Genomic DNA, 24,018 nt, shown 5'->3' on the forward strand with positions numbered 1-24,018 from the left:
CGGAAATTCCGCGCCTGATTTGTTTAGGGATGTTGTATAAAATATGGGTGGTAAAATAGAACCAATGTGATAGCGGATTCTTCACGTCCAAGATAGTCTTAACTGTATATTTCTATTTGTGTGTAAAAAAAGAAAGCGTTTTTTCTTGTTTACTATTTATAATTTTATCTATCTTTGTCACCGAATTCAATCCATTGCCTAAGGGGTATGGAAAAATGAGGGGTAAAAATACATGATCATTAAGAAAAATGACGATCGAAATCTTCTGCCAACAGATGTGATTGGCAGCAGCGTAGCGCGCTCAAAACGTTGGTTGGTGGCAATCGTACGTATTTGTCACGAGAAAAAAACGGGTGAGCGGCTTACGAAAATGGGGATCGAAAATTTCCTTCCAATTCAACAAGAAGTCCATCAATGGAGCGACCGCCGTAAAATTGTCGACCGGGTACTGCTTCCGATGATGATTTTCGTTCACGTTGATCTGCAAGAACAAAAAGAAGTCCTGACTTTATCTTCTATCAGCCGTTACATGGTATTACGTGGGGAGAGTACTCCGGCTGTTATTCCTGATCAACAAATGTTGCGATTTAAGTTTATGCTCGACTACTCGGATGAGACGATTAGCATGAGTACATCGCCATTGGCTCCGGGAGAGAAAATACGGGTAATCAAGGGACCATTGGCAGGATTGGAAGGGGAATTAGTACATGTGAATGGGAAATCGAAAGTTGCTGTTCGATTGACAATGTTAGGGTGTGCATGTGTAGATATACCGGCTGGGTGTGTAGAGCCGGTATCTGAAAATGGGGATTTACGTGATTGAGTAATCAATCTATTTTATAGGGGTATGGGGATTTTACTGCAAAAATGTAATGAAAGTCTGTAAAATAGCAGGCAGTCTATCTGACATCGGTAACCAAACAGTGGATATATTTATCGATGACCTCTCTCAAAAATAAAAATCCATAAAGTATTATGAATTATATCTTTACAAAAGATATAGTGTAGAAATGTATGTCCGTATCGAAAGATGAAGGGATTCTCTGTTGGGCTACACCAACATGGAAATCGTAGTCATAGTCCTTGTACTGATCATAATCAATCAGATAAATCAAATTTCGAAATATTATTTTATTCATTTATACTATAATGGAAAAAACATTGAAGGGCATAGTGCAATATGCCCGCAAAAATTATTTCAGTTATTGGGTTATTTTAGGTATTGACACGGCAATTTCTGTATTATGTTCGTTGGTCGCTTATGCGGTAATTCACTATATGGCGCATGTTCCAATGACCGACTGGATGCTTTGTAAGTTTGCTTGCGTTTCTTTGGTGGCAAGTGTTGCGGGCTCTTTATTATTCCATACTTATCGTAATACAATTCGTTTCTCACAGGCACGTGAACTTTGGCGTATCATGTGTGCCGTTTTATTTAAAATTACCTGTTTGGTCATTATTTCTTTTGGAGTTATATATGAGACCCAATTGCCATATAATTATAAAATATCCTATCTTCTATTTGATGGTTTATTGACTTTAGTGATCTTGACAACCTTCCGTGTATCATTGATAATCGTCTATGATTTTTTATTGGATTGGGTGAATAAAAAGAACACACGTATTCTTATTTATGGTACTAATGAAGAGAGTGTAGCCTTGAAGTTACGTCTTAGGGATAGTGCACATTATAAAGTAACCGGTTTTTATGTATATGGTAAAAATAACAGCCGACGCCGATTGGCAGATCTTCCCGTTTATTACTTTGAAAATGAATCGGATGTTGATTATATCATGCGGAAGCGCGGAATAAAGGGGATTCTGTTTGCCCGTTATGAAGATACCCGCCTGGAAGAAAAACGACTTCTGGAATATTGTAAAAACAATGAACTTAAAACATTGATAGCTCCTACTATCAGTGAAGCGGACTCTGACGGAAACTTTCATCAGTGGGTACGTCCTATTAAGATTGAGGATTTGTTGGGTCGTGCCGAAATTAATATCAACCTTCGTCAGGTTGCAGAAGAATTCAGGGGAAAAGTGGTGTTGGTGACTGGTGCGGCAGGCAGTATTGGCAGTGAACTTTGCCGTCAATTAGTGCAGATGGGAATTCAGAAACTTATCATGTTCGACTCTGCAGAAACACCTTTGCATAATGTCCGTCTTGAGTTTGAGAAAAAATATCCGAATATAGATTTTGTTCCGGTGATTGGTGATGTGCGTGTGAAGGAACGCGTTCGTATGGTATTCGAATTGTATCATCCTCAAATTGTTTTTCATGCTGCTGCTTATAAACATGTGCCTTTGATGGAGGAAAATCCTTGTGAGGCTGTGCTTGTCAATGTAACCGGTTCTCGTCAGGTGGCTGACATGGCTGTGGAATATGATGCAGAAAAAATGATTATGGTGTCTACGGATAAAGCTGTAAATCCTACTAATGTAATGGGTTGTTCCAAACGTTTGGCAGAAATCTATGTTCAAAGTCTGGGATGCGCTATCCGTGAAGGAAAAGTGAAAGGTCATACAAAATTTATCACCACTCGCTTTGGTAATGTATTGGGTAGTAACGGTTCTGTCATTCCTCGTTTTAAAGAACAGATAGAGAATGGTGGGCCGGTGACTGTTACTCACCCTGATATTATTCGTTTCTTCATGACCATTCCCGAAGCTTGCCGTTTGGTAATGGAGGCCGCCACAATGGGTGAGGGCAATGAGATCTTTGTTTTTGAGATGGGAAAAGCAGTCAAGATCGTTGATCTAGCGACTCGTATGATCGAATTGGCTGGCTATCGTCCGGGTGAAGACATCAAAATAGAATTCACGGGATTACGTCCGGGTGAGAAGCTTTATGAAGAGGTATTGAGCGATAAAGAAAATACGATCCCAACAGAGAATAAGAAAATCATGATCGCCAAAGTTCGTCGGTATGAATATGCTGATATTCTTGATACTTATGCAGAGTTTGAAAGGTTGTCGCGTGCGGTAAAGATCATGGATACCGTGCGGTTGATGAAGAAAATAGTTCCGGAGTTCAAATCAAAAAATTCTCCGCGATTTGAAGTACTGGATAAAGAATAAATAGGGAATAATCAACAAAAGATTCTATAAATAAATTATCATTTATTATGAATAAATCATTGCGCACGCATTTGAATGTACGAAGCTTGTATGGAAGTTTGTTTTCCTGTCTGATAGCGGTATTTCTGTTTGCTTCCTGTCAGTCCTATAAGAAAGTACCTTATTTGCAGGATGCGGGAGTTGTAAAGGACACCAATCAACAGGAAAATTTATATGATGCCAAGATAATGCCTAAAGACTTACTTACTATCGTAGTCTCATGTACTAGTCCGGAACTTGCAGTTCCGTTCAACTTGACGGTGGCAACTCCTGCTAATGCGGCTACTGCCAGCACCCAATTGACTACCCAGCCTGTCTTACAACCTTATTTGGTTGATAATGAAGGCAAGATCAATTTTCCTGTTCTGGGTGAATTGAAAGTGGGTGGATTGACGAAAAGAGAAGCTGAACAACTGATAATAGACAAACTGAAACCTTACATAAAGGAGACTCCGATAGTTACTGTCCGTATGGTAAACTATAAAATTTCTGTATTAGGTGAGGTTGCCCGTCCAGGTACATTTACTATCAACAACGAGAAAGTCAACTTGTTGGAAGCTCTTGCCATGGCCGGTGACATGACGGTCTGGGGAGTTCGTGACAATGTAAAACTGATTCGTGAAGGTGCTGATGGCAAACAGGAAATTGTGACATTGGATTTAAACAAGGCGGAGACAATTCTTTCTCCTTATTATTGGTTACAGCAGAATGATATAGTCTATGTGACTCCTAATAAAGCAAAAGCTCGTAACTCTGATATAGGTAATAGTACCAGCTTGTGGTTCTCCGCTACTTCTATTCTGGTATCATTGGCAAGTTTATTAGTAACAATCTTCAAATAGTAATATAGATATGATTGAGGAAAAAAGAGAGAACCGGGGTGAGCAACCGGAAGAGCTGGTGAATATTCAGGAAATCCTTTTCCGTTACCTGATCCACTGGCCCTGGTTTGTGGTTTCTGTAATAATCTGTATCGCCTGCGCATGGGGTTACCTGCGTCTGGCCACTCCTGTCTATAATATATCCGCTACAGTCTTGATCAAGGATGACAAGAAAGGCGGTGGTGCGAGCATGTCCTCCGAACTGGAAAAGATGGGACTGGACGGTTTCGTTTCCTCGTCGAACAATGTAGACAATGAAATCGAGGTATTGAAATCAAAGTCTCTTGCCCGTGAAGTGGTCAACAATCTGGGACTGTTTGTGACTTATAAGGATGAAGATGAGTTTCCTAATAGGGAACTTTACCGTACCTCGCCCGTAGTGGTGAGCTTGACTCCACAAGAGGCGGAAAAATTGTCTGCACCAATGGAAGTGGAGATGACTTTATTTCCCAATGGTGGGATGGATGCGTTGATAACAGTGAAAGACAAAGAGTATCGGAAACAATTCGATCAATTACCTGCTGTTTTTCCGACCGATGAGGGGACGGTCGCCTTTTTTGAAAGCAAGGATACATTGACGACCAATCAGGCTAAGGAGGAAAGTAAAGAGCGTCATATAAAAGCTTTTATAAACCGGCCGATGTCTGTGGCCAAAGGATATATCCAGTCCTTGTCGATAGCCCCTACATCAAAAACTACTTCTGTAGCTGTTCTTTCGTTAAAGAACTCAAATACCCGGCGTGGCAAGGACTTCATCAACAAACTCCTTGAGATGTACAATATCAATGCCAATAATGACAAGAATGAGGTAGCCCAAAAAACCGCAGAATTCATCGACGAACGTATCGGCATTATTTCCAAGGAACTTGGAAGTACCGAACAAGACTTGGAGAACTTCAAGCGTAGCGCCGGAATTACAGATTTGAGCAGTGAGGCGCAAATAGCCTTAACCGGTAATGCTGAATATGAAAAGAAGCGTGTGGAAAACCAGACTCAAATCAATTTGGTGATGGATTTGCAACGCTATATGCAAGGTAATGAATATGAGGTCTTGCCAAGTAATATTGGATTACAGGATGCAGCATCAGCTGGTGCAATAGACAGATATAATGAGATGTTGGTTGAAAGAAAGCGCTTGCTCCGTACATCAACCGAGAATAATCCGACGATCATAAATTTGGATACTAGCATCCGTGCGATGCGGAGCAATGTACAGGCTACGCTGGATGCTACATTGAAAGGATTGCAGATAACCAAAGAAGACCTTGCCCGTGAAGCGAACCGCTATTCCCGTCGTATTAATGACGCTCCGACCCAGGAACGTCAGTTCGTAAGTATCGCCCGGCAGCAGGAAATTAAGGCCGGTCTTTATTTGATGTTACTTCAAAAACGTGAAGAGAATGCCATCACTTTGGCAGCTACAGCAAACAATGCCAAGATTATTGATGAAGCGTTAGCAGACGACAATCCGGTTTCTCCTAAGAGGATGATGATCTATCTTGCCGCCTTGGTATTAGGAGTAGGATTTCCGGTAGGTATCATTTATCTGATTGGCTTGACCAAATTCAAGATTGAGGGCCGTGCTGATGTTGAAAAACTAACTTCTCTTCCTGTTATTGGCGATATCCCGTTGGCGGATGAAAAGTCCGGTTCTATAGCTGTATTTGAGAATCAGAATAACCTGATGAGTGAGACATTCCGTAATGTACGTACCAATCTTCAGTTTATGCTTGAAAATGGCAAGAATGTGATTCTGGTGACTTCTACCATCAGTGGTGAAGGTAAGTCTTTCGTATCATCCAATTTGGCCATCAGTCTTTCTTTATTAGGTAAAAAAGTTGTGATAGTTGGTCTTGACATTCGCAAGCCTGGCTTGAATAAGGTTTTTAATATTTCCCGAAAGGAACATGGTATTACCCAGTTTCTGACCAATCCGACAAAGAATCTGATGGATTTGGTACAGCCTTCCGATATAAACAAGAATCTGTTTATTCTTCCGGGCGGATCAGTTCCTCCCAATCCAACGGAATTATTGGCCCGTGACGGCTTGGAAAAAGCTATCGAAACGTTGAAGGCTAATTTTGACTATGTGATTCTGGATACGGCCCCCGTGGGTATGGTAACTGATACCTTGCTGATAGGGCGTACTGCTGATTTGTCGGTATACGTATGCCGTGCCGATTATACCCGTAAGGCAGAGTTTACTTTGATCAATGAGCTTATGGAAAACAACAAACTGCCTAACCTCTGTATCGCCATTAACGGCTTGGATCTTCAGAAAAAGAAGTACGGCTATTATTATGGTTATGGTAAATACGGCAAGTATTATGGCTATGGCAAGCGTTACGGTTATGGCTATGGTTATGGAGAGAAACATACAAGTCGGGAGGGTAAATAAACTGTTATTGATAAAACCAAATCAAACATAATATGCGTGATTTCAAAGAGATTCGGGTCGCAGTAGCCGGAACTGGCTATGTGGGACTGAGCATAGCGACACTGCTATCACAACATCATCATGTAACTGCCGTGGATGTAATCCCGGAAAAGGTGGAGAAACTGAACAACAAGGTTTCCCCTATCCAGGATGATTATATCGAGAAGTATCTGGCTGAAAAGCCGCTTGATCTTGTTGCCACTTTGGACGGGAGGTCAGCCTATGCTGATGCCGACTTTGTGGTAATAGCCGCTCCTACAAACTACGATCCTGTGAAGAATTACTTCGATACGAGTCGTGTGGAGGAAGTTATCGATCTTGTGCTTGAAGTGAATCCCGATGCTGTAATGGTCATCAAATCGACAATTCCGGTGGGCTATACCCGTAACCTTTATGTAAAATATGCCCAGAAAGGAGTCAAGAAGTTCAACCTGCTGTTCTCACCGGAGTTCCTTCGTGAAAGCAAGGCTCTTTATGACAACCTTTATCCGAGCCGTATCATCGTAGGTTATCCGAAGATCATCGACCGTCCGGAGTTTGCGGAAGAAAACAGCACGATCCGTTCCGTCACGGATGTCACTATGTTACAGGAAGCTGCCAAGACATTTGCCGCTCTCTTGCAGGAAGGGGCTGTCAAAGAAAACATCGATACGCTCTTCATGGGCATAAAAGAGGCGGAAGCAGTCAAGCTTTTCGCCAACACCTACCTGGCTCTCCGTGTCAGCTACTTCAATGAACTTGACACATACGCTGAAATAAAGGGGTTGGACAGTAAAGCCATCATTGAGGGCGTAGGACTTGACCCTCGTATTGGGACACATTATAACAATCCTTCATTCGGTTATGGCGGTTACTGCCTGCCGAAAGACACCAAACAACTTCTTGCCAACTATCAGGATGTTCCCCAGAACATGATGTCTGCAATCGTTGAATCGAACAAGACCCGCAAGGACTATATTGCAGACCAAGTGCTAAAGATGGCTGGGTGGTACAGTTATTCAGGTAAGAATGAGTTTGAGGCCGGAATGAAAGAATGCACAATTGGTGTCTTCCGTTTGACAATGAAGTCAAACAGCGATAATTTTCGTCAGAGTTCAATTCAGGGCGTAATGAAGCGCATTAAGGCGAAGGGGGCTACTGTAATCATCTATGAGCCAACCCTCGGAGACGGCACAACATTCTTCGGAAGCAAAGTAATCAACAATCTGGAAGATTTCAAAAAACACAGTCATGCTATCATAGCCAATCGCTACGATTCCTATCTTGACGATGTGAAAGATAAGGTTTATACAAGAGATATTTTCAAGAGAGACTAATTTACATCAGAAATATACTTTATTATAGATTCAATCATTTTGTTGGCATTTTTAATTTCGTCGTTACTCGCTTACCGTAGGAACTTTTCTCTGCACAGGACAGTATGGATTGGAGGTAGTTAGTATAATATTCCATGGGTATTCTTTTGCATTTGCGAAATGAAGAACCTTTTCGTCAATGCCTAATGACGTGGCAATATGATTGATGGCATCTTCAAAATTGTAAAATGCACCCAATTGACAGCAAAAGAATGAAACATTGTTTACATAGACGCGTTTTTTGCATTATGATGGTAATTTGATGTTACGAAAGTTAACCAAGGATGGATGCCACCTGCTTCCACAAAGCTATAAGAGGTGTGCAAATGAAATTGCACTCTATATACTTGAATGAGACTTATGATTGGATCACTTAATATTTTCAAGCAATTTACAAATTTATCTAAAGATCAGAAAGGTTTGTTCTTCATATTCTTTGCTGCTCTTGTACCATTGTCATATAAACTCATTTCTCCGTTTTTCATCATAGCGGGTTTGGGAGAATATACAATCATAATTACTCCTACTTTATATGTAATTGGTTTTTTGATGGCAAGTAACATTGCAAAGAGGTCAATAACGGTTAAGGATATATTGTTTTATCTCTTTCTTGTTACATTCTTCCTCTTATCTCCTGCACTTTATCCAAGTTCGTTAAATTTTGTAGAAGAAAATGCCCAAAAGTTTCTTTTGAATGTCGTGCCGTTTTTTTTCGTTGGTTTATGCATGTCTTATGATAGAGATAAGGATGTTCTATTACTAGTTGCAAGAATTGGATTTTGGGCACAGATATTCTGGCAAGCGTGTCTTTTGCTTGGTTTTGTAGAAATGGGAGAGTCATTCGACGATACGTTAGGAGAGCAGATGGAAACGGCTTACGGTTTTCTATTCTCGCTTTTCTTCCTTTTCCATAATGCAATTAAGAGACGCGATATCTGCGATTTGGTAATGTTCATAATAGGTACATTCTTGCTGTTGTCAATGGGAGCACGTGGACCAATTATAGTTTTAGCATTCTATATACTCATATATCTGATTGTCTTTAACACACACAAGAAAAAGAATGTGTTTAAAAAATTAATAGTTATAATATTTTGTTTTTTATTCTATTATTTTTTAACTCCGATTATGTTTTTCCTGTCGTTTTATGCGGAACAGTTTGGTTTCAGTACCCGAGTCTTCCGGAGTATATTGGAGGACCAAATGACAAATTTGTCAGAATCGTCATATAGAGATGAGTTTTACGGGAATGTATGGGACGCTATTAGAAATGATAATACTTTATTGGGATATGGCTTTGGTAGCGATAGATTATTCACACCTACAGGTGGTTATACTCATAATCTTGAATTGGAACTCTTGGTTTCTTTTGGTATAATTGGAGGTGGACTTATATTATGCATTTTAGCGTTCCGGTTTCTGAAAAGTCTACAACATGGGGGGGAGACCAAGATGTTCAGTTTTATGATGTTATGCTTGGGTATCGTCTCCCTGCAGTTTTCATATTCCTATATTCTTTTCCCGTCCTTTTTTATATATCTTGGATATAATACAGCTTTGCTTAGGACGAATGCAAAAGAATTAAAGGCTTATGTCAGATAACTCAGCCAGCAATAAACGAATAGCCAAAAATACCATTCTGCTTTATGTGCGGATGTTTATTACTCTTATTGTAGGTCTATATACATCAAGAGTAATTCTCGATTCGTTAGGGGTTGAAGACTTTGGCATATACAATGTAGTTGGAGGGTTTGTTGCTATGTTCTCTGTGCTACGAGCTGGTCTTGTTTCAGCAACACAGCGTTTTATTACTTTCGACTTGGGAAATAACGACACTAAAGAGCTAAAGTCAACATTCTCCACTTGTGTCATTATTTACATTGCACTTGCAGTGCTAGTGGTTATCCTAGCTGAAAGTTTTGGTAGTTGGTTCGTTAACAACAAGCTGGCAATACCTGCCGAGCGAATAGGAGCAGCGCAGATAGTATTCCAATTTTCAGTTATTGCATTTGTAGTAAGTTTTATAAGCTTCCCATACAACGCTCTTATTATAGCTCACGAAAAGATGGAGGCGTTTGCCTATATTTCCATATATGAGGTCTTTTCAAAGCTTGCTATATCATATATTATTTATATAATAACTTATGATAAACTTATTGTTTACGCAGGGTTAATTGCTATCGTACAGATAACAATCCCACTGCTTTATTATCTGTATTGCAAATACAAATTCAAAGAAACAACGGTTGTTTGGAAGATCAGATGGGCGAAAGTAAGGAGTATATATAGTTTCACAGGCTGGGCTATGTTCGGAGGTTTTGCCAACATTGGCTTTACTCAGGGACTGAATGTCTTGTTAGGAATGTTTTTTGCACCATCTGTGAATGCCGCAAGAGGAATTGCTGTTCAAATTCAAGGAGTTGTAACACAGTTTGTCGGAAATTTCCAACTTGCCATCGACCCGCAAATTATAAAGTCGTATGCAAAGGGAGATGTAGATTATTTGCGTAAACTGATGTTTACAAGTTCCAAGTACTCTTACTTTCTACTTCTTTTCATGTCATTACCTATTATGATAGAGGCGGATTATCTCCTTTCGTTATGGCTGGTAGAAGTACCGGAGTGTACTACGTTGTTTATGCGTTTGATACTCCTAACCACAATGTACGATGCTGTATCAAACCCTTTCGGCAAGGCAATACAAGCTACAGGCAACATAAAGAGGTATCAGATAATAGTCAGCGGACTGCTTATATTAATCTTGCCAGTATCCTACATTTTTCTGAAGTTAGGATTTGATGCATATTCAGTATTTGTAGTGCATGTAGTTATTGGTTTCATAGCAGCTCTGGTTAGAATAGAAATGTCCTGCGCGTTGGTCAATATAAAAATGATTGATGTCGTAAGAGGCATCTTTATTCCATCGGTTTTAGTGACACTTTTTGCGGCATCACTCCCATTGCTGTATCACATTGTGACAGAAGACTCGTTGAGTAATATGATTATTTGTTTCTTCATTTCCTGCCTGATGATGTGTGTGTCTGTTTGGCTGTTGGGAATGACGAAAGCAGAAAGGCAGACGGTAAAAAGCAAGATAAAACAAAAAATATATAACTTATGATTGATTATTGTATAGATGAGTTTAAGAAACTGCGTTTGGCAATTAAAGATTTCGGGCTTTTTTTTAGTTTGAGGCATTTCTACTATAAGCAAATGTGGAGAAATTGGCAGAAGGATAGAGATAAGTATATCAATATTGTGTATGAATATCTTGAGAACTTCTTGTCAGACCAGATAGATCAATACAATTCAAATAATAACATTTGTTTAGAAGATGACAGTAAAAATATCTGGGTTTGTTGGTGGCAAGGTTACAACAATATGCCGGAGCTATGCAAGAAATGTTTCAAGAGCTTGAATGAAAATATTCCGCAGGGTTACAAGATTCACTTGATAACTCAGGACAACTATAAAGATTATGTCACGATACCAGAGCATGTATTGGAGAGATTGAATTGTGGTTATCTTACTATTACACAGTTCTCCGACATCCTGCGCGAAGCTCTTTTGTACTTTCAGGGTGGTTTGTGGATAGATTCCTCGGTATGGACATGCAAAAACTTCTATCAGTTTATAAACACCAATGCCGAGTTTTGGTCTATTAAACTTGATCATGTGTACAAAGAGTATATGATTGGGCAAGTTGTTTCAGGATGTATGTGGAGTGGTTTCTTCATGTACGGTAAGAAAGGTAATATCGTTACCAAGTTTGCTTTTGATGGAATGTGTGCATATTATAAAGAGCACATAGGAACAATTGACTATTTCATCCAGAATTTTATTATTAAAATTGGCTACGATACTGTACCTCGCATAAAGCAAGTAATCGACAATATTCATTATAATAATTCACATCTCTATGATTTATATCTGGCAATGAACAATCCGTTTGACGCAAATAAATGGGCAGAGATGACGAGTGATACCGGAGCTTTTAAACTGACCCAGAAAGTTGTATACCAAAATGAGGTTTACGGAAAGACAACTTTCCATGGGGAATTAATCGATAAGTATAAATTATGAAAGTGGGCATAGTTACGTTCCATAAACCTTACAATTTTGGAGGGTGCCTACAAGCTTTGGCAACGTCATACATTTTGTCAAGTTTAGGACACACTCCTTATTTTGTTGATTATTGGCCGAAATATCACCAAGAGCAATATTCCATATTTTCGTTTCATCGTTTTTTTACAATGCCTACAGTCAAAGATTCGATATTCTATTTGCGGAACTCCATTGTTAACTTTAAAGCTAACTGTGAAAGAAGAAAAGTTTTCACTTCATTCATAAACAGATATATATCACCTCAATCAAAGCCTGTCTGTGAATGTTTTGATGTTATAGTTTATGGTAGTGACCAAATATGGAGAAAGCAGCCTGGTCTGAATAAGTATAATCCTGTTTATTTCGCGTGTAATCAATTCAAGGCATCAAGACACGTGGCTTTTTCTGCAAGCATGGGAATTCTTCCTCACAATTCAGAAGATGATGCACTTTTGAAAGACTATATAGGACATTTCTCTCAAATGTCTGTTCGCGAGGGCGATTTGAAGGAATATGTTGAGAAACTGGGCTTCAAGGACGTTTATCTTACACTCGATCCGACTCTCCTTCTGACCATCAATGATTGGAATAAAATAATAAAGCTGCAAAAATTCGATGGCAGAAAATATTTACTTGTATATGCACTGAATGGATGTTTTGATTATACTGTCATTCAGCAATTTGCGCAGTCTAAGGGGCTGGATGTAAAATATATTGATGGGAACTCTAAATGTATCACTAATCATTCTGATGTGCAAACTGTAGGTCCAGATGATTTCGTGAACCTCATTAGAAACGCTGAATATGTTCTTTCTTCCTCGTTTCATGGACTGGCATTTTCAATCATCTTTCATAAAGAATTTTATGTGTCTTTTAAGGTAAATGCTGCGAGAGCAAAAACTCTTTTAGATAACTGTGGCCTATCCAACCGGTTTCTTGCACCATATTCTCCAATACCTGTAATCACAGATTCCATTGACTATGTCGCGGTTGACCTGAGATTGCAAAATTTGAGAAACAGGACATTGAGGTATTTGAAATCGATATAATAGAACTGCAATGAACAAAATAGCTATAATAGCTGTCACATACAACAGGATAGACTCATTGACTCGATTGCTAAAGTCTTTGGAAAATGCGGAATATGGTGACGAAAGACCAACGCTGATTATTAGTATAGACAAGAGCAAAACAGATGCTGTCGAGAAGTTCGCTGATGACTATCATTGGCCACACGGCGAAAGGATTGTCCGAAAGCATGAGAAGAACTTGGGCCTGCGCAATCATATGATGAGTTTAGGAGAGTGGTTTGAAAAATTTGATACATTGATTATTCTTGAAGACGATCTTGTCGTATCGCCATGCTTCTATACCTATACCCGACAAGCATCCGACAAGTATATGGATAGTAAAGAAGTGTGCGGGATAAGCTTATACAGTTTTAGCTGTAACTATCTCACTCGTACTTCATTCATCCCAGTAAAGAACGAATATGATGGCTACTTTATGAATTGTGCCATGTCGTGGGGAGAAGTGTGGATGAAACCTCAGTGGAACGAGTTTCATGCGTGGTATCTTGAACATCAGGAGTTCACGTCTGAACCACATCTACCAGAAATTATCTGCTGTTGGAGTAAATCGTGGTTGAAATATCACACCCGGTACTGCATCGAGACCGACAAATATTTCCTCCATCCTTATGTTTCATTGACAACCAATTATACAGAACAGGGCGAACACTCTTCTGAAGATGTCAGTTATATTTTCCAGACAACACTCCAACAAGGAAAGAAAACCGACTTCTCCTTTCCAGACTCAGCCGAAGAAGCTGTGTGCTATGATGGTTTCTTTGAGAATAAAGCCATATATAAATCTCTTGGCCTTTCAGAGGAAGAATGTTGCGTAGATATTAATGGCACTAAAGGGAACAGACAGAAAAGACGTTTCTGGCTTACTTCGCAAAAAGTAAAACTGCCAAAGGTAAAATCCTTTGCCTTGACCTACAGGCCAGTCGAGATGGGAGTTATAGACAGAGTTGAGGGGGAAGAGATATTCTTGTACGATACTGACTGTACGGAGCAGAAATATGGAGTCAGTGGTGTAACATACCTTTACACAGCATCGTTGGAGTCAGGTCTCTCTGTTATTCGTAAGTATGGTCTCAAGAACTTCTTGAAGGAGTTATGTAACAGGTTTTGACACTCAACATCATGACAACAGACAATATATTCCGCAGATTCCTTGTAGGTTGTTGGCGACAAATCAAACGAATAGCCTACAAGCATAATAATGTTCGCCTGTCATCGGGTGTACTGTTCAATCCTGCTACAAAGCTTGGCACAAATGTCTGGATTCACCGCAACACAAACATCAAGGACAGTGAGGTAGGTTCTTTTACCTACATACAGGAAGGCTGTAAATTAGAGCATTGCAGGATTGGTGCGTTCTGTAGCATCGGAGAGTCGGTAAAAGTTCTTTTAGCTACACATCCATCTCACACTTTCGTGTCCACGTCTCCAGTATTTTTTAGCACCGCTAAACAATGCCTCGATTCATTTGTTGACAAGAACTGCTTTGAAGAGTATTTGACAGTTGACAGTTATGGAGTCATTGTCGGAAATGATGTATGGATTGGATCTCGTGCAACTATATTGGGGGGCGTTACTATCGGACATGGGGCTATTATAGCAGCGGGAGCGGTTGTGACAAAAGATGTGCCACCATATGCAATAGTAGGTGGCGTTCCTGCGAAAGTCATTAAGTATAGATTTAACGAGCAACAAATTGAAAAGCTACTTTCTAATCCATGGTGGGACAAACCGATCAGATGGATAAAAGAACATTCTCAAGAATTCAAAGATATTGAAGTTTATTGTAATATAAAACATTGTAATGAGCATTAATCCGTTTATAACGATTGTTACTGTTTGTTATAATAGTGAGAAAACTATTGAACGAACTATAAAATCTGTCCTTAGTCAACAATTTACAGATTATGAATATTTGATTGTTGATGGTGTATCAAAAGATACTACTCTTAGTATTATACAAAAATATGAACCATTGTTTAACGGACACATGAAATGGAGGTCCGAGCCGGACAAGGGTATATATGATGCATTTAATAAAGGATGCAAATGGGCTTCAGGCAAATATGTATGGATAGTGAATAGCGACGACTATATGGAGCCAGACGCTTTGACAAAGATATGGGAAGTTGACCAACAACAAAACACACAGCAGGCTAAGAATACAATCCTTATTGGCAGAATGAACTATATCTCTGTTGATGGTACATTGTTGTTCGTTTCCAAAACTATATCATCTGAAGACTTGGCAAGAGCCTACCGACATGATAGTATGGGACTGACTCATCCAGCCACAATTGTTCCGAAAAGTATTTATGAGAAGGTAGGCTATTATGATGATCGTTTCCAGATTAGTGCCGACATAGACTGGTTCAACCGCGCTTATAAGGCAGGAATAGATTTTTATGGTTTTAGCGCTGTCGTAACCAATATGACAGACGGAGGAGTTTCTGGAACATTGTCATTAAAAAAAGAAAGCAAAGACCGTTTGCTTTCTTTTAAAAAGAAGTACAATAATACTCTTGTTGTATATCTACACCTCTATCGATGGTATTTAATAGCCTTTAAAAATCAAATTCATAGAACCTTGCGCAAATATAAAATATCAAATAAAGGATAAATTATGCTGTCAAAAATATACGAGGTCGCATATCGTGAGATAGCCAAACATTTAGGTGCGAAAGCATATATAAAATGGTTAAAGAACAAGGGAATTGAGATTGGAGATAATTTGGTTGTATATAATACAACAACGATTAATATTGATGTAACTCGACCTTCCTTGATAAGAATTGGGAATAATGTGGCAATCAATAGGAATTTCACATTAGTAACTCATGATTTTGTTTCTGGCATCTTTCGGAACTTATATAAGGATTTCATACCATCATCTGGACATGTAATTATAGGTGATAATGTCAGGTTTGGTATTAATTGTACGGTTCTAAAAGGTGTGACTATAGGAGATAATGTATTCATTGCTGCTGGTAGTATTGTGACAAAGGATGTACCTTCAAACTGTATTGCTGGCGGAGTTCCATGTAAACCCATAATCGGATTAGATGAATACTATGAGAAGCGAAAGAATAAGTGTATAAGCGAAGCGATGGCTTATGCCAAGAGTATTCAGGAACGATTTGACAGGAGGCCTGTCCTTACGGACTTTAGAGAAGAATTTGTCCTGTTTATTGATGGTGACAAAATTGAGGTTTATCCCGAATTAGCAGAAATAATAAAATTTCAATTGGGACCAGCTTATGAACATTACAAGAATAGTCATAAAGCTAAGTATAAAGATTTTGAAGATTTTTTGAAAGCAGCAGGTATAGAATGAAGGTTTCTTTTATAATTCCTATTTACAAAGTTGAGCAATACATTGATCAATGTGTAGAAAGCATACTGTGCCAGACGTACTCTGATATAGAAGTGATGCTTGTTGATGACGGCTCACCAGACAACTGTCCGGCCAAGTGTGACGAATGGGCAAAGAAAGACAGTCGCGTAAAAGCACTACACAAGCTGAATGGCGGACTGTCGGATGCCAGAAACTATGGATTGGAATATGCAACAGGTGAGTATGTCGTGTTTGTGGATGGTGATGATTTTTGGCTGGGTAAAGACAATCTGGAGCATCTAGTTGCAAAAGCAAAGGAGTTTCCAGAGGTTGACTTTATTGGCTTCAATTGCAGCTACTATTATTCAGACAGTAATACGTGCAAGCCGTGGGCGAAGTACGTTGATGAACTGGCAAAGCCACACAGCAACAGCGAAACAATTTGCCTGCTGACTAAGACAAGTTCAATTGTGATGAGTGCTTGGACTAAGATGATAAAAAAGCACGTATTGATTGAGAACAAAGTGAATTTCAAGAGAGGCCAGCTTTCGGAAGATATACCATGGTTTATCAATCTACTGGAAGCTTCGCAGAGTAGCCTTTTCGTCAACGAATATGTATATGCCTACAGGCAAGGAGTCGCTGGCTCAATTACACACAACATAGGACAACGCAACATAGATAGTTTGATAGATATTTTAGAGACAGAGATTGCTAAGATTGAATTTCGAAAGATTACGCAAGAAGCAAAGTTTTGTCTTTACTCTTTCCTTGCCTACGAATATAGTATAATCCTTGGTTATCTGGACTATCTTGATAGAGAGCTTGCAGAGAATAAGTATCAATATCTAAAGCAGTACAGCTATCTGTTGAACTATACCAAAGATCCTAAAGTAAAGAAGGTGGCAATAGCAAAGAAACTCTTTGGGCTAAGAGTGACAGCAAAATTGTTACAGTTGCGCATTAAACGAATGAAGAACTAATAGATATGAAGACGATTAAAATTTGCGGAATTACCACACGACCTGGCACGGCTAAGATTATGGTGCCGATGCTGACATATGTATCAGACTATGGCTATAATGGTTATATCATCTGTCAGCCGTGTGACGATTTTAGCGATAACAAGATAGCTCCCCTGACATACATCCCAGTAGAGATGAATCGTGGGGCCGTCAATCCCATCGAGGTTCTGAAATGCACATATAGACTATTTAAAATATTTAGAAGGGAACGCTTTGATGTAATACAGTACGCGTCATCAAATGCTAGCCTTTATGCAGCCATGGCAGGTTTCTTAGCTAGAACTCCAGTTCGTATATTCTGTCAGTGGGGCATGCCTTATCCTGATTATGTAGGATGGAAGCACAAGTTCTTTAAATTCTTGGAGAGGTTCACTTGTATGCTTTCTACTAATGTGCAACCTGACAGTCTGCTCAATCAAAAGTTGGCAATCAGAGAAGGACTTTTCCCTGATTGGAAAGGAAATGTGCTGGGTAAAGGTAGTGCTCAGGGAGTGAACATGTCACGGTTCAATATAGAGAAGAAGGCGGAATGGCGAAAAGAGATACATACACAGTATGGCATTGGCGAGAGCACAAAGGTCTTTTGCTTTGTTGGTAGAATAGTTCCTCAGAAGGGAGTGAACGAACTTCTGGAAGCTTTCATGCGGTTAGACAAGAGCGATACGTTCTTGTTTGTGGTGGGAGCCCCTGACGAAATAGATTCGTTGAACCAGTCGTTGTTGGCAAAGGCACGTTCCATGAACAATGTTGTATTCACAGGTGGTGTTAGCAATCCGGAGAAGTATCATGCTTCTGCAGATTATTTTGTTATTCCAAGTTATCGTGAGGGATTTCCAAATACAATCCTTGAGGCCGGAGCCCTTGGTATACCATCTATTGTAACTCGCATCAATGGGATGATTGATTTAATAGAAGATAGAAAAACAGGCTTTGTCTGTGATGTCAAATCTGCTGATTCATTATATGCAGCAATGCTTATGGCATACGCACTTGGCAAAGATGAGTATAAGCAGTTGTCCGAGAATGTATATGCAAAAGTGAAGAATAACTTTGATTCGGAGTACGTCAAAAAGTTTTTCTTGGAAGATAGAAATCGTCTGACTGTTCATTTACGTAAATAATTGTAGTTAGTCGAATAAAGGTAAGCGTCCAAAACTGACGCCATTAACGGCATCGGCATTAATAAATTAAAAAACAAATTTGATTATGACATACTTTAACGAAAAACGTCAAAAACGGCTTTCTAAAAGACTATATGTCATTTTTAGACGCTAACGAATTATGCTAATATGGTTTCTGATAACATCTTTTGGCTACAAGCCAATGTTAAATTCAATCGAATTATTTAACTATACTCAGTTTAGGGCACTCTAAGTGTCTTTCCAAAGGTGGATGCTCTAATTTGAGTGTTATCGGTTGGAATAGGAAGAATGGTTAAAAAATGGCTAAAAGTTGATAAGTTCGAATCAAGAATTAAAATTATGCTCATGTATAGAAGCTTTTTTAAACCACTTATCGGTATCACGCTATCAATCTTAGGTTTGGCAGTGTGTGGGTTGCCGATGTTGATTATTGCTATTGCTATCAAAATGGATAGTCCTGGTCCTGTGTTGTTCCGTCAAGAACGTCTTGGCAAGGGAATGAAGGAGTTCAGGATTTGCAAGTTTAGAACAATGTGTAATCACGCTTTTGAAAAGGGAGGTGTGGCAACTTCGGCTAGTGATAGCAGAATTACTAGGGTCGGTGCTGTCCTTCGGAGGACAAGTCTTGATGAATTGCCACAGATGTTCAACGTCATTATTGGACAGATGGCGATAATCGGACCGAGACCAATTTTGGATTTTGAGTTTGAGCCATACAAGGATGATGCTCGCTTCCTCAAGCGATATGATGTGGCTCCTGGCATGTTCTGCACCATCGATGTGTATGACCGTGCTGCAGAGCGTGATTTGCAGATGGAGTTTGATGCTGACTATGTAGAGCAGCAGAGCCTGTGGCTCGATGTCAAGATTTTCTTTGGTATAATCAAAGTGGTCTTGACAGGTGACGGTGTTTATAAAGACGAAAGTAAATACAAGAAGAACAATGAATAACAGTTATAATGGACATCTATGCATTGTATTTGCCTTGGAGCATTACAATCCGCTGAATATGATTCGTGCCTTCGGTGAGAATGGTATCAATCCAGTGTATATTTCGGTGAAACGTCGTTACGAGACGGCTTGCCTCAGTAAGTATATCTCAAAACTTCACCGTGTTGGCTTGGTAGAGGAGGGATATGAATTGCTGATGAACACGTATGGCAATGTGGCTGTCGAGACGGGCAAAAAACCGTACATTGTGTTCTCAGATGACAAATCGGTGGGATACTTTGACTTGCACTACGACGAGTGGAAGGACAAGTTCATTACTTACAATGCCGGCCGAGCTGGTCGCATCAATGAGTTCATGGATAAGTACGAGATTCAGCAGTTGGCAAAGAAGCATGGATTTAATGTGCTGGATAGTTACGTGATTAGCAAGGAAGACCCGTTGCCGGAAGGTCTGTGGTATCCAATTATCACGAAGGATATTTCGCCAAACTCAGGCAACTGGAAGAACGACGTTTTTGTTTGCTGGAACGAACAGGAGTTGAAGGATGCCATCAAGCAAATAGCAAGTCCGTTGATTATGATTCAACACTTTGTGGACAAGCAAAATGAGATGGCTTTGGAAGGATATACAATTAATCATGGAAAGGATATACAGATTATCACCCAGATGAAATGGAAGTATCTGATTCAGGGTTACTATTCGCCTTACCATGATGTGTGTATGTTCGAGGATAAGGAGATGGAGGAGAAGTTGCAAGCGATGTTTGAGGAGATTGGCTATGAAGGAATATTTGAGGTGGAGTTCCTGATAGATAAGGACGGAACGTACTATTTTATGGAAACCAACTTCCGTGCTTCGGCCTGGAATCCGACCTGTAAGTTTGCTGGAATGCCGCTAGACTATCTCTGGGTGAAAGGCATGGAGAATGGCTACATCGCCCCTGCTGACAGGAAAGAGTTTGAGCCGTTCACCTCAATGAGCGAAGTGATTGACTTTGGCAAGCGAGTTGATGGTGGAATGGTGAGCTTGGCAGAATGGCTACGCGACTTCAAGGATGCAAAGTGCGTGTATATTTATGATAAAGAAGATCGTGCCCCATGGGATGCGGTGATAAAAAATTGGGAGCAATTTAAGTAGTTTTCAAAATGAGAAGAGTTCTGATAATCGGCGACGATAGCTATATTGGAATCAAGATAAAGGCTTGGCTCGACATCTTTTCTACGGAGTATAAGACTGGTATTGTGTCTTCAAGAGATGGTCGCTGGAAGACAGAAGCGGATTTCAGCCAGTACGAGACTGTAGTGAATCTGGCAGGTTTGGCTCACATCAACAATATAACCGAAGAGATGCGTCCGAAGTTCTATGCCATCAACTGCGACCTGCCGATTACTCTCGGCAAATGGGCGAAGGAACATGGTGTGAAGCACTTTATTCACTTCAGTTCGATGAATGTTTACGGTGATTTCTGTGATGACCTGAAGAGTCGTGACTGTGAGAAACCAACCAGTTTCTATGGCGATAGCAAGTATCAAGGTGACTTGGGATTGCGAGAACTTGAAGATAAAACGTTCAAAGTGTCTTATGTCCGTCCTCCGTTTGTTTATGGTAAAGGTTGTAAAGGCAATTATAACACCGTAGTAAAGCTTGCGTTGAAAGTTCCATTCTTTCCAAATTATCCGAACAAGAAGAGCATGATTTATATCGACAACCTCTGCGAATTCATCCGCATGGTGATTGACACAGAGCTTGATGGTGTGTTGACTCCGCAGAATAAAGAGTTGGTCTCGACTTGTGACTTGATTCAAGCAATAGCAATGGCTCACGGCAGGGTATTACACACTCCTTCTATATTCAATCCTATCATCTGGATTGCCGTGAAGATGACGCGAAAGATTCGCAGAGGATTGGGAAACGACAACTACACCCAGAAACTCTCGGACTACTTTAATTATCAATATTGTGTGGTTAGTTTCAGAGATTCTGTTGAACAAACAGAAAATGATAAATAAAGAATGTATCGTCATGGGGAGCAGCAGACCGAGGATGCGGACTGTGAGGCGGTGAATTCCGAATCCTGTAGGGATGTGATAATCCTGAAACCGGATTCTCTGCCTGATACATCATTGAGATTGGTGAGGATGTGGAGCCGAAAGAGCACTACTTCAAGCGCTGTATATTCTGCCACTACTCTCCGTTACGTAGGTTTCCCCAGTTCGTCTTCCATAACCGTGGTCGCTGCACTAGGGAGGCGGAGCAGAAATGCCTTGAGGATGTGACGCGCAAGATATACCTTTATCCTGATGGGGTATCACTGTATAAGTGCTATGACGTGTGCGAGCTGATTGTCCGTGTGGTCTGTCTGCTCCACATGCGAAGGTCGTTGTATAAACTTAGGCAGGTATCGAATGGTGCAGGGAGGATTATCTGGATCGTAGACATGCTTTTCTACGAGGGTAGGGAGATAAAGAGGCGTTACTGGGACCCGGAAGTGGAAAGGTGTTTTGCCTGCCTGTAATCGGTGTTTGTCAACATCTGCAATCATAAACTCAATCTACAACAGTATCTGTGCGACGTCTTCCGTCGGATAAAGAATACGGATGAACTTGTATATCTCCTTCCCCCATAAATGGCAGCTACTGGTTGCTATTGTATAAAGTCGATAAGTAAACAATATGTTAAATAACTATAAAAATAAATGCTTTAGGCTTGTAACGGGTCTAAAGTGACTGCTTACAAATAAAGACAAATGCAATGAAATATTTATTAGTAGTAGCACATCCCGATGACGAAGTTCTCGGGGCAGGTGCATCCATGTGGAGGTGGTCGCATAATGGCAATACGGTTGACGTGGCAATAATGTGTACGGAGGCAAAGGCTCGTGCATTTCGTCCCGAAGACAAGGAATTGGATGATGACTTGAATGCATCTGCTGGTTTCTTGGGTATACATAAGAAGTATGAGGCAACCTTCCCCAATATTGAGATGAATACTGTGCCTCATTTGAAGCTGGTGCAGTTCATTGAGAAAGCAATCCGTGAAAGTGAACCAGATATTATTATTACTCATCATCCAGCTGATACCAACAATGATCATTTGCAGACTTCAATGGCTTGTCAGGAGGCTATCCGTTTGTTCCAACGTCAGCCAAGTGTGAAGCCAGTGAAAGAATTTTGGTATATGGAAGTTCCTTCATGTAGTGAATGGGCTATCAATGATGCCATGAATTTATTCCGTCCTAACTGTTATGTTGAGGTGGGTATGGAAGGCGTGAAAGCAAAGTGCAAGGCGTTGGCAATGTACCGTGGTGTTATGCGGCCTTACCCTCATCCTCGTAGCAATGAATATATTGAGGGATTAGCAGCAATGCGAGGCAGTCAATGGGGATGTAAGTATGCTGAAGCATTTCAAGTTGTATTGAGAAGATATTAATGTGTAGTTTATGGAGTTTATGAAAGGTCTATGGGCATTTTGCTTTTACCTCTTTGTTCCTAGAAGAGCAAAGAGGATGCTCAATAATTGAATGTATAGTATGGAAATAAATAAACAATTGCTTGAAGTTCTCTTTGTAGAGGCTAAAGAGAGCCCACGTTTACGCCAAAACTTCGATTTACGCACTTCACCAAATGACACGAGCCAGAGAATGCTCAATGCTTTACTTCCAGGTACAGTTGTCCCTATTCATCAACATGAGAATACTACCGAAACAGTAATCTGCCTGTGTGGTAAGTTGGACGAAGTAATCTATGAGGAAGTAATTCTGTATGAGAATGGTGTGGAGGAACTTACACAAGGTATGGACGCTCAAGATGTAGCTCGTAAGGTTGAGTATCGAGAAGTACAGCGTATCCATCTCAATCCCACAGAAACCAAATATGGTTGTCAGGTACCAAAGGGGGTATGGCATACTGTGGAAGTGATTGAACCATCTGTCATTTTTGAGGCTAAAGATGGAGCTTATGTTCGTTAAACGATGAAAAACAGATGAAATGAATAGGAAGTACTGAAAGTACTTTCAATACGTTATGTTAAAATTGAACATTTACAGTGAAATGGAAAAATGTAGGTCCCTAGATTCATGTGACAAACATGAATCCCTACATTTAGTAGATTAGGAGCAATATAGTGGTATTGTCCTAATCTCGCTCTTCATATTAGTGTTAACACTAATATGATTTCCAAAAATACCAACTGTCTGTGAAGATCGTTGATATTTTTTATACAATAAGCTAGTGGTGGAAACCTAAAAGGATGCTATTTCTGCATATTCATTCACCGCATCAAAACACGGACATCCTTTCATCGGATTTAAGTCCCGGTGTCCCACGACCAGTGCTTTCGGAAACTGCCTTTTCAACTCCCTCAACAAAGCAAGCAAAGCTCCTTTTTGTTCCAGTGTACGCGTATCTTTCGGTTTTCCGTTCGCATCCAGTCCTCCCTCATAACAAACACCAACCGAATGGGCATTATGATTACGGCAGTGTGCCCCGATCTTTTCTAACGCACGTCCCCGGTGAATCTCCCCATCACGAGTGATGTAAAGTAAGCATTCGAAGAAATGCACCTTTTACACTTTGAGGTTTGGT

Annotated in this window: 21 protein-coding genes and 1 pseudogene; 21 read left to right on the forward strand and 1 reads right to left on the reverse strand. The window is 40.1% G+C overall.

From position 1 onward, the window contains the following. Positions 1 to 232 precede the first annotated feature (232 nt). The 21 genes from DXA54_RS17375 to DXA54_RS17470 all read left to right on the forward strand — a co-directional run bounded on the left by DXA54_RS17375 (position 233) and on the right by DXA54_RS17470 (position 23,402). Positions 233 to 823: a UpxY family transcription antiterminator gene (locus DXA54_RS17375; RefSeq protein WP_004299971.1), complete on the forward strand. Its 591-nt coding sequence runs from the start codon at positions 233 to 235 to the stop codon at positions 821 to 823. Positions 824 to 1,149: 326 nt separating this feature from the next. Next, on the forward strand, positions 1,150 to 3,078 hold the full coding sequence (locus DXA54_RS17380) for a polysaccharide biosynthesis protein (protein WP_120080185.1): 1,929 nt from the start codon (positions 1,150 to 1,152) through the stop codon (positions 3,076 to 3,078). Between the two features lie 47 nt (positions 3,079 to 3,125). Continuing rightward, positions 3,126 to 3,959, forward strand: coding sequence for a polysaccharide biosynthesis/export family protein (locus tag DXA54_RS17385; protein ID WP_004303599.1), 834 nt, complete (start codon positions 3,126 to 3,128; stop codon positions 3,957 to 3,959). A 10-nt stretch (positions 3,960 to 3,969) separates the two neighbouring features. Then, positions 3,970 to 6,396, forward strand: coding sequence for a GumC family protein (locus DXA54_RS17390; protein ID WP_004303598.1), 2,427 nt, complete (start codon positions 3,970 to 3,972; stop codon positions 6,394 to 6,396). A gap of 32 nt (positions 6,397 to 6,428) precedes the next feature. Then, on the forward strand, positions 6,429 to 7,751 hold the full coding sequence (locus DXA54_RS17395; RefSeq protein WP_117937187.1) for a UDP binding domain-containing protein: 1,323 nt from the start codon (positions 6,429 to 6,431) through the stop codon (positions 7,749 to 7,751). Between the two features lie 399 nt (positions 7,752 to 8,150). After that, positions 8,151 to 9,392, forward strand: a complete 1,242-nt coding sequence (locus DXA54_RS17400) for an O-antigen ligase family protein (RefSeq protein ID WP_158577287.1) — start codon at positions 8,151 to 8,153, stop codon at positions 9,390 to 9,392. Then, positions 9,382 to 10,911 carry an oligosaccharide flippase family protein gene (locus tag DXA54_RS17405; protein ID WP_117937191.1) on the forward strand — a complete coding sequence of 510 codons (1,530 nt, stop codon included), beginning with the start codon at positions 9,382 to 9,384 and terminating at the stop codon, positions 10,909 to 10,911. Before DXA54_RS17400 ends, DXA54_RS17405 begins: the two co-directional genes overlap by 11 nt. Next, a complete protein-coding gene (locus DXA54_RS17410; protein WP_117937193.1) occupies positions 10,908 to 11,873 on the forward strand; it encodes a capsular polysaccharide synthesis protein in 966 nt (321 codons plus the stop codon). The genes DXA54_RS17405 and DXA54_RS17410 overlap by 4 nt, the downstream gene beginning before the upstream one ends. Then, on the forward strand, positions 11,870 to 12,943 hold the full coding sequence (locus DXA54_RS17415) for a polysaccharide pyruvyl transferase family protein (protein ID WP_117937195.1): 1,074 nt from the start codon (positions 11,870 to 11,872) through the stop codon (positions 12,941 to 12,943). Before DXA54_RS17410 ends, DXA54_RS17415 begins: the two co-directional genes overlap by 4 nt. Positions 12,944 to 12,953: 10 nt before the next feature. Beyond that, a complete protein-coding gene (locus DXA54_RS17420; RefSeq protein ID WP_117937196.1) occupies positions 12,954 to 14,093 on the forward strand; it encodes a glycosyltransferase in 1,140 nt (379 codons plus the stop codon). 11 nt (positions 14,094 to 14,104) lie between these two features. Beyond that, positions 14,105 to 14,797 carry a CatB-related O-acetyltransferase gene (locus DXA54_RS28770; protein ID WP_117937198.1) on the forward strand — a complete coding sequence of 231 codons (693 nt, stop codon included), beginning with the start codon at positions 14,105 to 14,107 and terminating at the stop codon, positions 14,795 to 14,797. After that, complete coding sequence (locus tag DXA54_RS17430) at positions 14,787 to 15,602, forward strand: glycosyltransferase family 2 protein (RefSeq protein ID WP_117937200.1); 816 nt, start codon at positions 14,787 to 14,789, stop codon at positions 15,600 to 15,602. Before DXA54_RS28770 ends, DXA54_RS17430 begins: the two co-directional genes overlap by 11 nt. A 3-nt stretch (positions 15,603 to 15,605) precedes the next feature. Then, a complete protein-coding gene (locus DXA54_RS17435; RefSeq protein WP_117937202.1) occupies positions 15,606 to 16,316 on the forward strand; it encodes an acyltransferase in 711 nt (236 codons plus the stop codon). Further along, positions 16,313 to 17,299 (forward strand): glycosyltransferase family 2 protein, encoded by a 987-nt coding sequence (locus tag DXA54_RS17440; RefSeq protein WP_120080187.1) that lies wholly within the window; start codon positions 16,313 to 16,315, stop codon positions 17,297 to 17,299. The genes DXA54_RS17435 and DXA54_RS17440 overlap by 4 nt, the downstream gene beginning before the upstream one ends. A gap of 5 nt (positions 17,300 to 17,304) precedes the next feature. Then, positions 17,305 to 18,462: a glycosyltransferase gene (locus DXA54_RS17445; protein ID WP_117937206.1), complete on the forward strand. Its 1,158-nt coding sequence runs from the start codon at positions 17,305 to 17,307 to the stop codon at positions 18,460 to 18,462. A 309-nt stretch (positions 18,463 to 18,771) separates the two neighbouring features. Then, a complete protein-coding gene (locus DXA54_RS17450; protein ID WP_207903513.1) occupies positions 18,772 to 19,434 on the forward strand; it encodes a sugar transferase in 663 nt (220 codons plus the stop codon). Then, positions 19,427 to 20,572, forward strand: a complete 1,146-nt coding sequence (locus tag DXA54_RS17455) for a biotin carboxylase (RefSeq protein ID WP_117937207.1) — start codon at positions 19,427 to 19,429, stop codon at positions 20,570 to 20,572. Before DXA54_RS17450 ends, DXA54_RS17455 begins: the two co-directional genes overlap by 8 nt. Positions 20,573 to 20,580: 8 nt before the next feature. Further along, a complete protein-coding gene (locus tag DXA54_RS17460) occupies positions 20,581 to 21,444 on the forward strand; it encodes an NAD-dependent epimerase/dehydratase family protein (RefSeq protein WP_117937209.1) in 864 nt (287 codons plus the stop codon). Between the two features lie 3 nt (positions 21,445 to 21,447). Continuing rightward, entirely contained in the window at positions 21,448 to 21,711 is a 264-nt protein-coding gene (locus DXA54_RS28095) for a hypothetical protein (RefSeq protein ID WP_133304694.1), read from the forward strand. A 475-nt stretch (positions 21,712 to 22,186) separates the two neighbouring features. Further along, positions 22,187 to 22,864: a PIG-L deacetylase family protein gene (locus tag DXA54_RS17465; RefSeq protein ID WP_117937211.1), complete on the forward strand. Its 678-nt coding sequence runs from the start codon at positions 22,187 to 22,189 to the stop codon at positions 22,862 to 22,864. Positions 22,865 to 22,964: 100 nt separating this feature from the next. Continuing rightward, positions 22,965 to 23,402: a WbuC family cupin fold metalloprotein gene (locus DXA54_RS17470; protein ID WP_117937226.1), complete on the forward strand. Its 438-nt coding sequence runs from the start codon at positions 22,965 to 22,967 to the stop codon at positions 23,400 to 23,402. Between the two features lie 273 nt (positions 23,403 to 23,675). On the opposite strand, the pseudogene DXA54_RS17475 reads toward DXA54_RS17470, so the two are convergent. Further along, positions 23,676 to 23,972: pseudogene (locus DXA54_RS17475) on the reverse strand (N-acetylmuramoyl-L-alanine amidase); the annotation flags it as partial. Between the last annotated feature and the right edge of the window lie 46 nt (positions 23,973 to 24,018).

Source organism: Bacteroides sp. OF03-11BH, assembly GCF_003604005.1.
GTDB classification, from domain to species: Bacteria; Bacteroidota; Bacteroidia; order Bacteroidales; family Bacteroidaceae; genus Bacteroides; species Bacteroides ovatus.

Coding starts and splice junctions, on each gene's coding strand:
- DXA54_RS17420 (WP_117937196.1), top strand. CDS start 12,954: ATGAACAAAATAGCTATAATAGCTGTCACATACAACAGGATAGACTCA.
- DXA54_RS17375 (WP_004299971.1), top strand. CDS start 233: ATGATCATTAAGAAAAATGACGATCGAAATCTTCTGCCAACAGATGTG.
- DXA54_RS28095 (WP_133304694.1), top strand. CDS start 21,448: ATGTATCGTCATGGGGAGCAGCAGACCGAGGATGCGGACTGTGAGGCG.
- DXA54_RS17445 (WP_117937206.1), top strand. CDS start 17,305: ATGAAGACGATTAAAATTTGCGGAATTACCACACGACCTGGCACGGCT.
- DXA54_RS17390 (WP_004303598.1), top strand. CDS start 3,970: ATGATTGAGGAAAAAAGAGAGAACCGGGGTGAGCAACCGGAAGAGCTG.
- DXA54_RS17400 (WP_158577287.1), top strand. CDS start 8,151: ATGATTGGATCACTTAATATTTTCAAGCAATTTACAAATTTATCTAAA.
- DXA54_RS28770 (WP_117937198.1), top strand. CDS start 14,105: ATGACAACAGACAATATATTCCGCAGATTCCTTGTAGGTTGTTGGCGA.
- DXA54_RS17405 (WP_117937191.1), top strand. CDS start 9,382: ATGTCAGATAACTCAGCCAGCAATAAACGAATAGCCAAAAATACCATT.
- DXA54_RS17415 (WP_117937195.1), top strand. CDS start 11,870: ATGAAAGTGGGCATAGTTACGTTCCATAAACCTTACAATTTTGGAGGG.
- DXA54_RS17465 (WP_117937211.1), top strand. CDS start 22,187: ATGAAATATTTATTAGTAGTAGCACATCCCGATGACGAAGTTCTCGGG.
- DXA54_RS17460 (WP_117937209.1), top strand. CDS start 20,581: ATGAGAAGAGTTCTGATAATCGGCGACGATAGCTATATTGGAATCAAG.
- DXA54_RS17410 (WP_117937193.1), top strand. CDS start 10,908: ATGATTGATTATTGTATAGATGAGTTTAAGAAACTGCGTTTGGCAATT.
- DXA54_RS17385 (WP_004303599.1), top strand. CDS start 3,126: ATGAATAAATCATTGCGCACGCATTTGAATGTACGAAGCTTGTATGGA.
- DXA54_RS17470 (WP_117937226.1), top strand. CDS start 22,965: ATGGAAATAAATAAACAATTGCTTGAAGTTCTCTTTGTAGAGGCTAAA.
- DXA54_RS17455 (WP_117937207.1), top strand. CDS start 19,427: ATGAATAACAGTTATAATGGACATCTATGCATTGTATTTGCCTTGGAG.
- DXA54_RS17435 (WP_117937202.1), top strand. CDS start 15,606: ATGCTGTCAAAAATATACGAGGTCGCATATCGTGAGATAGCCAAACAT.
- DXA54_RS17380 (WP_120080185.1), top strand. CDS start 1,150: ATGGAAAAAACATTGAAGGGCATAGTGCAATATGCCCGCAAAAATTAT.
- DXA54_RS17450 (WP_207903513.1), top strand. CDS start 18,772: ATGGTTAAAAAATGGCTAAAAGTTGATAAGTTCGAATCAAGAATTAAA.
- DXA54_RS17440 (WP_120080187.1), top strand. CDS start 16,313: ATGAAGGTTTCTTTTATAATTCCTATTTACAAAGTTGAGCAATACATT.
- DXA54_RS17395 (WP_117937187.1), top strand. CDS start 6,429: ATGCGTGATTTCAAAGAGATTCGGGTCGCAGTAGCCGGAACTGGCTAT.
- DXA54_RS17430 (WP_117937200.1), top strand. CDS start 14,787: ATGAGCATTAATCCGTTTATAACGATTGTTACTGTTTGTTATAATAGT.